The organism is Arcicella rigui, from assembly GCF_034929435.1.
GTDB lineage: Bacteria > Bacteroidota > Bacteroidia > Cytophagales > Spirosomataceae > Arcicella > Arcicella rigui.
The window spans coordinates 127212-142362 of record NZ_JAYFUM010000006.1 but is presented as its reverse complement, the minus strand read 5'-3'; the positions used below and the strand labels follow the sequence as shown (position 1 = coordinate 142362).

Sequence of the window (15151 nt, the reverse complement as noted above, 5' to 3'; positions counted from 1 at the left end):
TTACAAGATTTTCAGCTTTCTGAGGATGAAAAAGATTCACTAAAGATAGAAAGATTGTTTTAAATATTAGCCAGAACACCTATTTAGCAAATTAATTAGCTTGATTTCCGATTAATTCAGATTATCTATTAATTTGCTTTTGATTCACCTTTTTGAAGAATTTACATTTAAACACATATATCAATGAAAAAAACAATCACCTCTGTGCTTTTACTTTCTATGCTTGTAGCTTGTAGCAAACAAAACTCAGAACCTATTTCCACAGCTCCAAGTGTAAGCAGTTTATCTCGTTCTACGATTCATTTTGCGGATACTTTATTGATTAATGGTACGAATTTCGACCCTACCGCAAGTAATAATACCGTTACTATCAACAATGTAAATGCGACTGTTTTCAAAGCTTCTGCTACAAGTTTGAGTGTAAGCGTTCCAGCCGTTGGAACAACCAAAGCCAACGTTGTGATTAAAACCACACAAGGACGTGTTGAGGCTGGAACACTTATTTATGAACCAGATATTTTTGTAGCGGGTTATGAACAAAATTACTCCAACGGAATTGTAAAGTATTGGAAAAATGGGAAAGAAGTTGCACTTACAAGAGGAAATTCAGATGCAAGACCTCATGCTATTTTTGTAAAAGATAATGATATTTACGTAGCTGGTTATCAAGATGAAACCGCCGTTTATTGGAAAAATTCGACTTTATCTACACTTACTAAGAGAGAATATGGCGGAAGAGCTACCAGTATTTTTGTCACTAATAATAATGATGTTTATATAGCTGGTTATGAAAATGTTAGGGCAAGATATTGGAAAAACGGAACACTTGTTGTGCTTGAAGACAGTAATTTAATGTCAATACCTCATGCCATTTATGTAAAAGACAATGATGTTTATGTAACTGGTTATGACAATTTGGGAGGGATAAGTAATATAAAGTTATGGAAAAATGGCATTGGAACTTTTGTTTCTACTCGTTCTCAGTTTTCAGCAGGGATTTCGATAGACATTGCTGGGAATGACATTTACATTGCAGGAAGTGAATATAAAGCTAATAAACCTGTGGCAAAATATTGGAAAAATGGTACTGCTGTTGTCCTTTCAGATGGTTCGCAAAATGCAGTGGCTACATCAATAAAAGTAAAAGATAATGACGTTTATGTAGCAGGTTATGACGGAAATGTAGCTAAGTACTGGAAAAATGGTACTTCATATCCATTGACAGACGGAACAAAACCTGCCATCGCAAATGCTATTTTTCTTTTCGGTTCAGATGTTTATGTGGCTGGTTTAGAAGGAAATATAGCTAAATATTGGAAAAATGGCGTAGCTATTGAGCTAACAAATGGAACAAGTCCTGCTGAACTAACCTCAATGTTTGTGCGATAGTAGTGTTAAAATATTCTGTAGGAGCGATACATTTTCGTTTCTACGGAACTATGCTTTTGGGAAAAAATCTTGTCCTTTCCTACACGATTAATACTAAACACATACTTATCTATGTTAGATGGATGTTCAATACAGTTCTTATTATATTTTATTGATTGAAATTATTAAAGGACTTAATGCTGTCTTGGATATTCTTTGAGGACATTATGCCCTTGTCTGTAAAAGCCTGCATCTCTACAAAAGGGCTTTTTTTAATTTTTCTCCAAATACCTATGATTTCGTTTTCGGATAATATTATCGGTTTAAAAATGCCATTTCCTGTTGCAGCACTATCAGCATTTTCGGGCAAAACCAAGTTCCGACTTTCAGAATAAGCAACGGTATATTCATCATAACAAGGTAATAGGGCAGAAGTATTTTTTTCAGTAAGAATATTCTTTGGCTCAAAATAAAAATATTTCAGGGCATCTAATTGAAAACTTTTAAGATTATTCCCTAATTCAGCAATACCAATTTTCGCATCACTTATACTCAAACCACTCCACCAAGCAAAATCTTTTAATGTTGCTGGCCCACGGGACTGAAAATATACTTGCGTTAGTCTGGCAATAGCTTCTGATTTTGATAGTTTATCACTGGTTGCTACTCTTTTTTCAAAAAAGGTATAAGTTCCTTTTTTGACACCATTGCATAAAAGCATTGAGAGTTCGGCCCGCATAATAATTTGAGTCGCCAATAAGTTATTGACCTCAATATCTGCCTTCGACAAGCATGACACAATAGTTTCTTTCGTAAGATTATCATACTCAATAAACTGTGGTTCAAGAATTTTCCATACTTTCAAAAATAGCTCATCCGTCAAGCCTTCTTTTTTATCAATATACTGAGCAGCTTTTTTAACATTGGTTGCGGTAAGTTCCATCATCCAACGAATATCCTTTTGATGAACCAAATGCCAAGTCGGTCGTAAAATATGCGTTCTGATAATTTCGCCAGTACCAATACAGTTTTCGATTTGATTTTTGTTGGGGTTTTTCATCCGCAAAGCTACCGCCCAAAGAGCCATGCCATAGTCCTGTGCCTGCATTGCCCCAAAATGAGCCACCACTTCTTCTGGTTTTTCAAAAGAATTAGCTGATAAACCTTGATTTGACAAACGTAACTTTATGATTACTTCTCTATCCATTGATGATGCTCAAATCTTTAATACTTCTTCCCAAAAATAAACTAAAACAAGCTATCATTTGCTTAGTAGCCTCAATCCATTTGATTATGATGTCTATCAAATCTGCTTCTATGTCTTTGATGTCTGCCATATTTTTAAAAGTGGCTATTGCTCTGTCGTTTTCTTTCCAAATCAAAAGTCGTCCTTTTTCTTGTATTAACTTTTCTTTGGGTTGTTCAAGCTTTTTTGCTCCACGATGAAATATTAACTGAATATTTTTAGGAGGCTGAATTTTCATCGTAATTCTATCTTCTTGATTAAAACAATAATTTGGACCGTTCCATTTGATGTTTTCTACTAAAGCCTCATTGGCACTGTGAATCAAATTTCTTAAAAAGTCTATTTCTACTCTTAAAGGATGATTCATTTCATCAAGGAATTGACTTACACCACTATTTAACTTATCCATAGTATTGTTTTATACTTTTATCGTTATGTCTCAAAGCTATCAGACCCTATTTACGCTTTAAACCCATAAGAAGTTTATTGATTATTTGGACAGCTTTTTCAAATCGCTCTTCCCAATTTCCTGTTATTTCTATGAATTCAATTTGATGTTTCAACAAAGTTGTTCGATGCGATATGTCCAATTGATTTCTGTCATTTTCACTCAAGCGTGTTCCATCTTGTACATATTCAACATCCTTATTCAAATAGAGATATAAATTGGCTTTATTCGTATGGTAAATCTTGTCGTCAATTTCAAGCTCTCTATTAAAAATAAAATGTGAATATGATTTTGTGATATGAATATCTGTGTCGATAATTACAAGTGGATTTGCTCCAATAACCGCTTTATCAATTTGTTTAGCGTGTTCGGAGGCAACTATCAGTAAATCTTCAAACTCAAATGACTTTGAATCAGCAATTATTTCTCTACCCACTTCTTTTACTAAACTACCATTAAAATACTCCGCAAGTTGTTCAGACAAAGTACTTTTGCCAGTACTTTCAGTACCTAATATGACTACTTTGATGGCAAAATCTGGCTTTACGCTATCTGGTAAAAACTTCCAGTTTGTCATAAGGTCTTGACGAACGGCAGTAGCCGAAACAGGAAATAATTGTTTGGGAATATCAAAAGCAAGGTGAGTAATACCCATGAATGAAGCGACATAATTACCGTACTCTTCGGACGTGATTACCAATTGATAGTCTGGAAAAAACCTCATAAATTTTTCTGACCATACTTTTGATACTTCTTGCGAGGATACGGATGTATTGGGTAGTTCACTTTCTAAATAGTTATAGCTTTTAATTTCAATGTTTTCAATTCCTTCAAATGTGTTTTCAATCCAGGCTTGTCTTGTTGTAGCAGGAATCTTTTCTTTATCACTACAACATATTAATACTGTCAGAAAATCACATTTTGTTAAAGCAAAGTTTATCATTGCTTCGTGTCCTTTGTGAAAAGGTAAGAACTTGCCAAATACAAATGCTTTAACCATTGTTTATTTGTTTTTTCCAATTCAACAATCCATAAGTGGCTAACCCTCCAAAAACCAAATACTCTAAAGCTAAAAATACTATGTCTTTTTTGAAAAATAAGAAAACACAAACGACATCCACTAAAATCCACAAGTACCAAGTCTCTATTTTTTTTCTGGCAAGTAAAATTGTGGCTATAATACTTAATACCATCACAAATGAATCAATATAAGGAAATGAGCTTGCGATTTTAAAATAGTCAGGAAAAATTAAGTGAATATGAGCAAAGATATAACCCGTCAAAACCGTCCCGACAGCGATTAAACCAAGCATCCAAAGTTTAGCTTTAAAAGTCGTGGAAGAGATACTGTTTTCTTGAGGATTTTGTTGCCAGTGATACCAACCATAAATGGTAACTACAAAGAAATAAACTTGTAGAAACATATCTGCATAAAGCTGTACTTGGAAGAATAAGATAAACAAAAATAGCTCATTGATAATGCCAGTAGCCCAAGTAAGTATATTGGCTTTTGAAGCAAAAAAGACGGATAATAAGCCAAATAAAGTACCAATGAGTTCAACATAGCTAATAGGGTAGCCGATGATTTCAAAAGCAATATTGTGAATGTCAAAAAATGTCATAGAAAAGAAATAGCCAAGGTCTTGAATTATTATTTGAAGACAAAATACTTTGAATAGCGAACAGACTCCCTTTACATTTTGCCTTTATAAATGCGAGTCCAAAGCATCATTTAAATAATCAATCGGGTTTAAGAAAAACATTTTTTTCCACCCTTGTTTTTCACCATCTATTCGCCAAAAATAGGGAATCATTGTTACAATTGAATAATGCAAATGTGGCTGTTTACCTACTGCATTTCCACTTTATTCTTGATTGTCAATATCCTATCGTTTTACTTTTGTTTAGACCTTCATTAATGAATTGAATAACGAACGTATTTTATCGTTGCTTCATTGGTCTTAAATCCAATATTTTATTTTCACTGTCAAACAATACCAGTATATATTCTTTCGATGGGAAACTTGGGTCGTCTGAGTATTTATATTGAAGTAGTGGATAGCTATTACCATCTTGTAATAATTGCATGCCATTCTTAAATAACTCTAATTTCTTGTCAATCTTAATGTTGTCCTTGACTTGCTTTAATACCTCATTTGTTACGGTATTTGCAATAATTGAAGAGAATAATTTTTTAGTTTCTTCAAAATTATCGGCTGCCAAAAGTGTCAAAAAACTACTAAACGTTGCATCCAAAGACTTAACTTGACTTGCATTTAATTCAAGAGGTTTCTCTTTTTTCACATTATTTACATAAACTCTAATTTTGTGTGTCGGATTTACAGTCATGAAATTGTCTTTTTTATAATAATTTGAAATAGTTACATAAGAGAAAATTTCTAAACTATCATTCGGCTGCCAAGTATCTTTTCGGTTAAGTCCTTTCCTATCATTGATTAAATTTAATTCATTTAGATTACCCTCAGATTTACTTTTCCCATACTTTGCAGAAACAAAGTTTACTATCTGATTATATTTTGTAATTAAATTCTTTTCAAATTCGATTGGCTTTTTGTTATTATCCTTTTTATCGAAGTTGCTGACATCCCATTCGTACAAAATCTTAGAAATCGTCGAATCCTTTTCGAAATATGTATAGTACACCAATAAATCAGGAATATTTTTTTCAGTTCTTCTGAAAATTTCTGGTTGAGCAACCTTTCCTCCTTCAAGATAGGTTTGGTCGGTATTGAATTTTTTGCTGCCTAATTTTTGTTCAAGCTTTATGAAATAACCAACTTTTTTGCTGTGTATATCTAATTCAATTAATTGTTTCTGAGCAAATCCCAATTGCCCTAAAAGTAATAAAGTCAAAGTTATAAGTGTCTGTCTGTTCATTTCGGTCTTATTAAATTTTGCTAAATATTTTCGTGTTTTAAATCATTTCAACTGGATATTGATTGACCAAGGCTGGAATAGTTTTTTCAAAAAACCTTAATCAATCCATAAAGTAAATCCCACCCCCATCAACCCTATTCCGTCCATAAAGTACAAATGGAGTAGGTTTTGGCTTGACCGCTGATGAGTACTCTATCATCCATCAATTCGCAAAATAGTTTCCCGACTCTCTCAGAAACTTGTAGGGCTGTGAATACTTTTTTGTTAAGTCTGCTTGCCCAAAATGGAATCAATGAACAATGTGCAGAACCAGTAACGGGGTCTTCAAGAATGGATGCTTGAGGTGTGAAAAATCTTGAAACAAAATCACAGTTGTCGCCAATTGCCGTAACAATTACGCCACCGGGGTCAAGGTTGATTTGGTCAAAAATTTGTCTGTTGAGTTTGATATTTTTTACTTCCGTTTCTGTATCATAAACCAGAAGATAGTCTCTTGCTTTTAATACTTCTTTGGGTTTGATATTCAAAGATTGTTCAATGATGGCTGGCAAGTCGGCTTTCACAGGCATTCTTGAAGGAAAGTTCATTTGGTAATAATCCTTATCAACCTTTACCGTCAGGTCGCCACTTAGCGTATCAAAAATGAAAGTATCGTTTGGGTAATTCAGTAGTGTTTTTAAGCAATGAGTCGTTGCCAAAGTAGCGTGACCGCATAAATCCATTTCAATTTCAGGCGTAAACCAACGCAAATGAATTTTGTCACCCATATTTACAAAAAAAGCAGTTTCAGCAACTGCATTTTCTTGAGCAATTTTCATTAAAATTTCATCAGGAAGCCAAGTATCTAATGGCACAACACAAGCAGGATTTCCACCAAAAACCTTATCGGTAAAAGCATCTATTTGATATAAGTTTAATTTCATTGGGAGATATTGGATATTCGCAGATTTAGTTCGTGTGTTTACAGATTGAGCATTTTTATTCTTTGGCAAATTTTTCAATTAATTCTTCTGTTAAAAGCCTATTATTGATTAATGTCCAATTACCTTGTGAATGGGGAAATCCATTTCTACAATAACCAGCTCTATCTTTGAAGTCAAAAATGGCATGATAATAATTGTTAATTGATAACACAGCTTTCATTTCATCTTTTGTCCATAAAATTTTGATATTAGATGGCTTATTCTTGTATATAACATTTGCAACATCATAAATATGGAGTGCGTCTAAAATACGAATACCGTCAGTTCTATCAACTGCATAAAAATAACCTGTTTCTTCATTATCTTCAAAAACAACGACATTTCCGTTATCTGCAACACTGTCAATAAAAGTATCTTGACCAAGACTAAAAGTTTGGTCTGTGTAAATTATTAGCATGCCTTTGTCATTCATAATAATGTTTTAATGATTTATTGTTCAAAGCCTTCCTTCAACTTTGAACAGCGAGAGGACAATAAAATACTCCGTAGGAGTAAAATATCGGTAGAATTATTCTAATCAAAGATAAACATAGTTCCGTAGGAACGAAATATACCGTTCCTACGGAACTATGCTTGGAAAAGGGTCTTTTGCTTTCTACCGATATATTGTCCCTATCGGGACTTTGATTTCTTGTTCAGAAATGTTTTTTACAGATAAGGACGTTATTAATTTTCGGAATGTTTGCAGACAGAGTCTGCATTTTATTTATGGTTCAAAGTCGAAAGAAGACTTTGAACAGCGAGAGTTATTTCATTTTGCATTAATGTTTGCAGACTGAGTCTGTATTTTATTTATTGTTCAAAGTTTTGAACAGCAAGCGTATTTTAATCGTCACTCCAAATGATTCTTTCTCCTTCAAATTTTGTTGCTGTTCTTATAATTTGTCTGTTAATAGGAAATAGATTATTTGAATAATTTAAATCACCATATTTTGTTTTTAATACAAGACATTCTTCCAAATATACTGGTTTTAGTTTTGTTACAGAATCTGGTATGATTGCAAGATTTGCTGATGAGTAATTAGTAGCAACTGAAGGATATAATATGCAATCAAATGGAGGCATTTCATTATCATTAATTTTTGTAAAGCTATTTTTTAATATTCTGTCAGAAAAAAAAGCACTATATAGATATTCATATTTTTTTTGATTTTTAACAGGAATATCTTTAACAAACTCTGAACTTATAAACTCCATGTAAAGGTCAAGAATTTTGGCAATTAAAGGATGTAATGTTGAAAGTAGCTCTTGAAAAGACTTTGTTGCACTTTTCAAGATTTCATTATCTATTGTCTTATTGTTTGATATTGTGTATGCCCTAAATTTTTTAGCTGAATCGTTAATCCAGTGAGATATTATTATTTTCTGTCCCACACATGGTTTAGTTTCATATATAGCACTACTACATTTCAAAGCAGCATAAAAAACTGTTGAGTTAGGAGTATTTGCCCTTCCATAAACTCCAAGATTCTGGATTATTTCTTTAGGTGGATGACGAAGGTACTTTAAATCTTTTAGTTTACCATTTTCTAAGAAAGCGTCTTTAACGAAAGAAACACGATAAAGGTTTTTAACATTAATCTCGTTTTGTCTGAAGACTTCAAATGGAAAAGCATTGTATAAATATTCAATTAAATTAATTGCATCTTCGTCATTGATAGTTGTCAAGTCAACTTTCAAAAGAAAGACAAAAAGCTCCTCATAGAATTTAAGAGCCTCTTTCAAATTATCTTCCTCTTCTTTGTTTATTTGGTGTCCATTCTGAAGTTTTAAAATAATTTCTTGTTCAGGTGTGTATTGTTGTCTGAATGTTTTTGATAGTGGTATTTTTGGAAAATTCATATTCAACTAAGTTTTGATGTGTATTTTAGTATTTTATAAGAAAATTCGGAATTTAGTATTTATGATACATAAACCAAATTAATCTCTCAACTCCCTAAAGTATCAAATTAACTTTCAAGATAAAAAATCAACCACCATTTTCTGCCCGAAAACTTATTATACGGTAATTTCTTGCTCTAAAGTGGATGGCTCACTCATGGCATGACTACCAGAAACTTAATGCTTCTCAAAACTTACCGAAAGTCATGCCATGAGTTTTTGTTGAAACCCTCCTGCACGTTGCAAGAGCAAAACATCGTGTGATGAAACCTTCCTGCACATTGCAGGAGCAAAACATTGTGTGATGAAACCTTCCTCCAATTCGGAGCAACAAAATGATAGACTGAAATTCCTTCCTCCAATTTGGAGCGAATCACTCATGGCATGACTAACAAATAACTCTCATCTTCTCAAAACTTACTGAAAGTCATGCCATGAGTTTTTGATAAAATGGAAGCAAAAAAAATAGAGCCATGTTTCCTCAAAAACACGGCTCTAAAAAAACTCAAAGCTCATAGCTCAAGGCTCACAGCTCAATCACTGGAATATCTCCCTCAATGATTAATTTACCTTCTGTGGCAGCTTTTACTTCGTCGATACTCACGTTAGGAGCGATTTCTAACAATTTAAAACCGCCTTCGGCCAATACTTCCAATACCGCTAATTCGGTGACAATTTTCTTTACACAGTTGATGCCCGTAATGGGTAAAGTACAGTTGCTCAACAGTTTCGATTTACCATCTTTACTCACGTGTTGCATCGCTACGATGATGTTTTTGGCAGAAGCCACCAAGTCCATCGCACCGCCCATGCCTTTTACCATTTTGTTAGGAATTTTCCAGTTGGCGATATCGCCATTTTCTGAAACTTCCATTGCTCCCAAAATCGTCAAGTCCACGTGTTCGCCTCTTATCATGGCAAAACTTTCGGCAGAACTAAAGAGCGAAGAACCTGCTTGCATCGTAATGGTTTGCTTGCCTGCATTGATTAAATCGGGGTCGATTGCCTCTTCCGTCGGGAATGGACCAATCCCCAACAAACCATTCTCCGATTGCAATACTACACTGATATTTTCAGGAATATAATTGGCAACCAAAGTAGGAATCCCGATTCCCAAGTTTACATAATCACCATCTTTGATTTCACAAGCAATTCTTTTGGCAATTTGGTTTTTATCCAAGCCTTTTGCTGTGGAAACCGCTGTTGCTTTTTCTTCTTTGGTAGTACTTGTCGGAATACTTATCGTGCGTTGTTCAATTCTTTTCTGGTAATTTTCACCTTGGAAAATTCGTTGTACATAAATGCCGGGCGTATGGATTTCGTTAGGATCTAAAGTCCCTGCTGGCACTAATTCCTCTACTTCCGCAATGGTGATTGCCCCAGCCGCTGCCATCATTGGATTGAAATTTCTTGCTGTTCCTTTGAAAATTAAATTCCCTGCGGTATCGCCTTTCCAAGCTTTTACGATAGCAAAGTCAGCCCTAAGCCATGATTCCAACAAGTATTTTTTACCATTAAATTCTCGTACTTCTTTGCCTTCGGCTACTTCTGTACCTACGCCAGCAGGGGTAAAAAAGGCAGGAATTCCTGCACCACCTGCTCTTACTCTTTCAGCTAAAGTACCTTGTGGAATTAGTTCTACTTCGAGTTCGCCAGACAATAATTGTCGTTCAAACTCCTTGTTTTCCCCCACATAAGAAGAAATCATTTTCTTCACTTGGCGACTTTTCAGCATCAAACCAATACCAAAATCATCAACCCCTGCATTGTTTGAAATACAAGTAAGCCCCGTAACTCCTTGTTGAATCAAGGCATCAATACTATTTTCGGGAATACCACAAAGTCCGAAACCGCCAAGCATCAGCACAGCATTATTTGGAATATCTTTCACCGCCTCTTGGGCGTTTTTTACTACTTTATTTGTCATGGTAATGAATATTGTTAAAACCTCACCCCCAACCCCCTCTCCTGCTGAGAGGGGACTTTTAAAAACCAAATGCTCCCCTCTCAGCAGGAGAGGGGCTGGGGGTGAGGTTATAACTATGATATTTAGATTCTCTTAAGTCCTAATCACCAATCCCCAATCACTATTTACTAAACCCTCTCAATAATTACTGCATAACCCATTCCTACGCCAATACACATCGTAGCAAGGGCGTAGCGTTTGTTTTGTTTTTGTAATTCTAAAGCCGCAGAATAAGTAATTCTTGTGCCTGACATTCCGAGCGGATGCCCTAAAGCAATTGCTCCTCCATTGGGATTTACTCTTTCATCGTCGTCTGCAATGCCCAAAATTCTGGTACAAGCCAAAGACTGTGCGGCAAAAGCTTCATTGATTTCGATAATATCAATATCGTTTAATGTCAACCCTGCTTTTTTCAAGGCTTTTTGGGTAGCCGTCACAGGGCCGATTCCCATGATACGAGGCTCAACGCCTACGATTGCCGAAGCAACAATTCTTGCTTTTGGGCTTAAACCATATAAATTAATGGCAGACTCAGAAGCTAAAAACATGGCAGCCGAACCATCATTTAAACCTGCGGCATTCCCTGCGGTAACACTTCCACCGTCTTTTTTAAAAGCAGGTTTCAAGGTCGCTAACTTCTCAAGTGTTGAATGGGGTTTTACAAATTCGTCAGTATCAAAAAATTTGGTTTCACCTTTTTTAACGGTAATTTCTACGCCTACAATTTCTTCTGCCAATCGTCCTGATTGTTGGGCTTTATAGGCTTTTTGATGTGAACGATAAGCAAAAAGGTCTTGGTCTTCACGGCTGATTTTATAAATTTCAATCAAATTTTCCGCCGTCATCCCCATAGCATCCGTGCCGTACATAGCTTGCATTTTTGGATTGATAAAACGCCAACCGAAACTTGAATCGAACATTTGGGCATCGTTGCCAAAAGGTTTTGACGTTTTTGAAATCACCCAAGGGCCACGAGTCATGTGTTCCATTCCTCCTGCAATCATAATTTCGGCATCGCCTACTTGAATACTTCTGGAAGCATCAATCACCGCCGACATCCCCGAAGCACATAAACGATTGACGGTTTGGGCCGGTATTGTATGTGGCAAGCCTGCCAACAAAGAAGCCATTCGAGCCACATTGCGGTTATCTTCTCCTGCCTGATTATGATTTCCGAGAATCACTTCATCAATCATTTCAGTAGGAATATTAGGATTTCTTTTCACTAATTCTTTAATCGTCAAAGCCGCCAAATCATCCGCTCTGACACTCGACAAACTGCCACCAAAATTCCCAATGGGCGTTCTGATGCCATCAATGATATAAGACTGGTTCATATTTTTTTTTTAGCTTTTAGCTTTGAGTTATGAGCTATGAGTTATGAGCTGAAAGTATTGATTTTTCTTTTACTTTATTCTTCAAAATTTGGGTAATCCTAATAATTCATTCATTATAAAAAACTAATCACCAATTACTAATCTCTAATCACTCCTCACACAAAAACAATTTTCATGATAATAAATAAAAGTGAAGGACAGAAAAGACAGCCTAAACCTGTATAAAAAGTGGCGGTTAAAGCACCATAAGGCACTAATTTTGGGTCGGTCGCCGCCAAACCTGCTGATACGCCACTGGTTGTACCCATCAATCCACCGTAAACCATTGCAGTATGGGGGTTATTTAAACCAATGTACTTCGCAATAAAAGGCGTTCCGATGGTAACAAAAACCGCCTTTACCACACCCGCTGCAATACTGAGTGCTATTACATCCGAACTTGCTCCGATGGCCGCACCCGTAACAGGGCCAACGATATAAGTACAAGCTCCTGCTCCGATGGTTGTTAAACTAATGGCATCGTGATAGCCCCAAAGTAGAGCAATGAATACGCCACCGATAAAAGACAGCGTGATTCCTAAAAAAAGAGAAATAACGCCTGCCCAACCTGTGCGTTTAATCACAATAAAACTTGCTCCCATGGCTGTGGAAACAATGGCGAAGTCACGAAACATTGAACCACCTAAGACACCAAAACCTGAAAAGATTTTAATATCGGCAATACCTTTTTCTCCACCAGTGGCAACACCGCCTACGTATGCCAAGAATAAACCTATAATAATAGCAATGGCAGAGCCGGGAATTTTTTTATTCGTTGCTTTTACAGAGATAAGCTCTGAAAAGTAAATGATAAGACTGACTACCAAAAACGTAAAAACAATACCATTTTTTTCAAGGAACTTTGAAATGATTTCCATATTAGTCTATTTGAGAGCTTTTAGATATTTTAGCCAAAAAAGGAATGACAGCGATACAAATGAGTACAGGAACAATCCCTGCCAGAATAGCCATAAAGCCACTGGAAACCGCCACTTTTACGTTCTGTGTCGCCGACATCGCCACTACAATCGGTATGTACATCTGACTCCAGAATAAAATTCCTTTTTCCGTAGAAGTATCTAAATAGTTCTTCTTCTTGAGCCAATCGTTGATGAGAATCAGTAAAATCATGGCAAAACCAACGCCGCCAACATTGGCATCTACGCCAATCAATTTCCCGATAAACTCCCCAAAAATCTGCCCCACAACATAACAAAAGGCTAATATGCCTACTCCGTAAATAATCATAGTTTAAATAGTAAAGTGGTTGGTAATGAATTGTGAATTAGTGCTTTCGGATTTCAGATGTCAGATTTCGGCTTTATAAAAACGTTTTTTTTATTCTTACTTTATCCTATTTTCCGAAATCAGAAATCCCAAATCCAAAATTGTTTTAAAACAGCTTCTTCAAATCATTTTTAGTGACTTTGCCCATGGCATTTCTCGGTAATTCATTGGCAATAATGTACTTTCGAGGTGCTTTATAGGCTGGCATTTTTTCTCTAATCCAAGTATTAAGTTCTTTTAAATCAATCTCTGGATGATTCACAATCAATACTCCTGCAACCAATTCTCCCCATTCTTCATTAGGAATACCTATTACACTACAATCATTAATGTGCGGATGCGTTCGGAGTACTTCTTCGATTTCTAAAGCTGAAATTTTATATCCACCTGACTTAATAATGTCGATAGAATCTCTTCCTAAAATTCTATAATAACCCTCTTCAACCACCGCAATATCGCCCGTTTTAAACCAACCATCCTCGGTGAAAGTTTTCTGTGTCGCTTCTGGTTTGTTCCAGTACTCCAAGAATACATTTTTACCTTTGATCTGAATTTCTCCCGGTTGTCCTACTGCTACTTCTTGATTATTTTCGTCCACCAATCTGGCTTGTACACCTGCAAGCGGTTTTCCGATATAGCCAGCTTTGCGTTCTCCATCGTAGGGATTACTGATACCCATTCCGATTTCAGTCATTCCGTATCTTTCCAATAAAGTATGCGTACTGATATGTTTCCATTTTTCCATCACAGAAACAGGTAAAGCCGCCGAACCTGAAACCATTAATCTAAATTTCGACAAAGTTACGGTAAGTACTTCTTGCTCTGCTGTTGGCAGACTTTCCCAGTAAGCAATCAGCTTGAAATAAATCGTTGGCACGGCCATAAACACATTGATTTTACCTTGTTGGAAAGCGGCAAAAACCCCTTCGGCTGAGAAAGAAGATAAAAATTCAACCGTAGCACCCGACCACAAAGCACAGGAAATAACATTGATAATGCCATGAACATGATGCAAAGGCAATACACAAAGAATATGGTCTTGTGCCGACCATTGCCACGATTCAACCAAAGTAGAAACTTGAGCTTCAATATTGCTATGCGTAGTAACAACTCCTTTGGGTAAATTGGTAGTACCACTGGTATAAAGAATCATCGCCCGACGCTCTGAATTAAGCTCAGGCAATACTTTTTCTTCCGAAGCTTGTGTTGGAATATCTGAAAGAATAATAAATCTAAAACCTTTTTCGGCGGCAAGTGGTGCTAAAATAGTAGCGTACTCTTCGCCAGCGATTACGATACTTGCGGCTGTATCTTCAATCACATATTGCAATGAAGGCAAAGGATAAGTAATGCACAGAGGCACTGCAATACCGCCTGCTCGCCAAATTCCCCACTGAACTTTTACATAATCAAAGCCGGGAGCAACCATAAAAGCTACTCGTTGTTCATTCAAATCAGTGGCATCTTGCAACAAATAAGTAGCCACAGTATTTGAATTATCTAAGAGTGCTTGATAAGAAAATGATTTTCCATCCGAAATAATAGCTTGATTATTGAGGTTTTTCGTAGCGTTTTCAACAAGTTTGAGCATTGCTATATTTGATTAGTTATTTTTATTCTTTATTTCAGACAAATTTATTGGATTTTCTCCGTAAACCTATGTCGTTTTGACTCGTGGCTTTCTTTTAATAGCTGAAT

General features: G+C 35.8%; 14 protein-coding genes and 1 pseudogene. 1 reads left to right on the top strand and 14 read right to left on the bottom strand.

The features are described from left to right. The first annotated feature begins 183 nt into the window (after positions 1-183). Positions 184-1389: a WD40 repeat domain-containing protein gene (locus VB248_RS05600; protein ID WP_323295759.1), complete on the top strand. Its 1206-nt coding sequence runs from the start codon at positions 184-186 to the stop codon at positions 1387-1389. A gap of 148 nt (positions 1390-1537) precedes the next feature. Here the strand turns inward: VB248_RS05600 and VB248_RS05595 are convergent, their stop codons facing one another. The 14 genes and pseudogenes from VB248_RS05595 to VB248_RS05530 form a co-directional block, all read right to left on the bottom strand. Beyond that, complete coding sequence (locus tag VB248_RS05595; protein ID WP_323295758.1) at positions 1538-2575, bottom strand: winged helix DNA-binding domain-containing protein; 1038 nt, start codon at positions 2573-2575, stop codon at positions 1538-1540. Then, the gene (locus tag VB248_RS05590) at positions 2568-3023 is read right to left on the bottom strand and encodes a DUF1801 domain-containing protein (protein WP_323295757.1); all 456 of its coding nucleotides are present in this window, start codon (positions 3021-3023) and stop codon (positions 2568-2570) included. The genes VB248_RS05595 and VB248_RS05590 overlap by 8 nt, the downstream gene beginning before the upstream one ends. A 46-nt stretch (positions 3024-3069) precedes the next feature. After that, positions 3070-4062: an AAA family ATPase gene (locus tag VB248_RS05585; protein ID WP_323295756.1), complete on the bottom strand. Its 993-nt coding sequence runs from the start codon at positions 4060-4062 to the stop codon at positions 3070-3072. Then, positions 4055-4684, bottom strand: a complete 630-nt coding sequence (pnuC, locus tag VB248_RS05580) for a nicotinamide riboside transporter PnuC (RefSeq protein WP_323295755.1) — start codon at positions 4682-4684, stop codon at positions 4055-4057. The genes VB248_RS05585 and pnuC overlap by 8 nt, the downstream gene beginning before the upstream one ends. Positions 4685-5003: 319 nt before the next feature. Then, positions 5004-5960, bottom strand: coding sequence for a hypothetical protein (locus VB248_RS05575; protein ID WP_323295754.1), 957 nt, complete (start codon positions 5958-5960; stop codon positions 5004-5006). Positions 5961-6094: 134 nt separating this feature from the next. After that, positions 6095-6883 carry a PhzF family phenazine biosynthesis protein gene (locus tag VB248_RS05570; protein ID WP_323295753.1) on the bottom strand — a complete coding sequence of 263 codons (789 nt, stop codon included), beginning with the start codon at positions 6881-6883 and terminating at the stop codon, positions 6095-6097. 55 nt (positions 6884-6938) lie between these two features. Continuing rightward, positions 6939-7355 (bottom strand): DUF2251 domain-containing protein, encoded by a 417-nt coding sequence (locus VB248_RS05565; RefSeq protein ID WP_323295752.1) that lies wholly within the window; start codon positions 7353-7355, stop codon positions 6939-6941. Positions 7356-7768: 413 nt separating this feature from the next. Further along, entirely contained in the window at positions 7769-8785 is a 1017-nt protein-coding gene (locus VB248_RS05560; RefSeq protein WP_323295751.1) for an RES domain-containing protein, read from the bottom strand. Between the two features lie 565 nt (positions 8786-9350). Then, positions 9351-10004, bottom strand: coding sequence for a 3-oxoacid CoA-transferase subunit B (locus VB248_RS05555; RefSeq protein ID WP_323295890.1), 654 nt, complete (start codon positions 10002-10004; stop codon positions 9351-9353). Positions 10005-10064: 60 nt separating this feature from the next. Then, positions 10065-10751: pseudogene (locus VB248_RS05550) on the bottom strand (CoA transferase subunit A); the annotation flags it as partial. A gap of 167 nt (positions 10752-10918) precedes the next feature. After that, on the bottom strand, positions 10919-12127 hold the full coding sequence (gene pcaF / locus VB248_RS05545) for a 3-oxoadipyl-CoA thiolase (protein WP_323295750.1): 1209 nt from the start codon (positions 12125-12127) through the stop codon (positions 10919-10921). 155 nt (positions 12128-12282) lie between these two features. Next, on the bottom strand, positions 12283-13044 hold the full coding sequence (gene madM / locus VB248_RS05540; protein ID WP_323295749.1) for a malonate transporter subunit MadM: 762 nt from the start codon (positions 13042-13044) through the stop codon (positions 12283-12285). A 1-nt stretch (position 13045) separates the two neighbouring features. Beyond that, on the bottom strand, positions 13046-13414 hold the full coding sequence (gene madL, locus VB248_RS05535) for a malonate transporter subunit MadL (RefSeq protein WP_323258063.1): 369 nt from the start codon (positions 13412-13414) through the stop codon (positions 13046-13048). Between the two features lie 145 nt (positions 13415-13559). Then, positions 13560-15044: an acyl-CoA synthetase gene (locus VB248_RS05530; RefSeq protein WP_323295748.1), complete on the bottom strand. Its 1485-nt coding sequence runs from the start codon at positions 15042-15044 to the stop codon at positions 13560-13562. Positions 15045-15151 lie beyond the last annotated feature (107 nt).

Coding starts and splice junctions, on each gene's coding strand:
- VB248_RS05570 (WP_323295753.1), bottom strand. CDS start 6,883: ATGAAATTAAACTTATATCAAATAGATGCTTTTACCGATAAGGTTTTT.
- VB248_RS05585 (WP_323295756.1), bottom strand. CDS start 4,062: ATGGTTAAAGCATTTGTATTTGGCAAGTTCTTACCTTTTCACAAAGGA.
- madL (WP_323258063.1), bottom strand. CDS start 13,414: ATGATTATTTACGGAGTAGGCATATTAGCCTTTTGTTATGTTGTGGGG.
- pcaF (WP_323295750.1), bottom strand. CDS start 12,127: ATGAACCAGTCTTATATCATTGATGGCATCAGAACGCCCATTGGGAAT.
- VB248_RS05595 (WP_323295758.1), bottom strand. CDS start 2,575: ATGGATAGAGAAGTAATCATAAAGTTACGTTTGTCAAATCAAGGTTTA.
- pnuC (WP_323295755.1), bottom strand. CDS start 4,684: ATGACATTTTTTGACATTCACAATATTGCTTTTGAAATCATCGGCTAC.
- madM (WP_323295749.1), bottom strand. CDS start 13,044: ATGGAAATCATTTCAAAGTTCCTTGAAAAAAATGGTATTGTTTTTACG.
- VB248_RS05575 (WP_323295754.1), bottom strand. CDS start 5,960: ATGAACAGACAGACACTTATAACTTTGACTTTATTACTTTTAGGGCAA.
- VB248_RS05590 (WP_323295757.1), bottom strand. CDS start 3,023: ATGGATAAGTTAAATAGTGGTGTAAGTCAATTCCTTGATGAAATGAAT.
- VB248_RS05600 (WP_323295759.1), top strand. CDS start 184: ATGAAAAAAACAATCACCTCTGTGCTTTTACTTTCTATGCTTGTAGCT.
- VB248_RS05565 (WP_323295752.1), bottom strand. CDS start 7,355: ATGAATGACAAAGGCATGCTAATAATTTACACAGACCAAACTTTTAGT.
- VB248_RS05530 (WP_323295748.1), bottom strand. CDS start 15,044: ATGCTCAAACTTGTTGAAAACGCTACGAAAAACCTCAATAATCAAGCT.
- VB248_RS05560 (WP_323295751.1), bottom strand. CDS start 8,785: ATGAATTTTCCAAAAATACCACTATCAAAAACATTCAGACAACAATAC.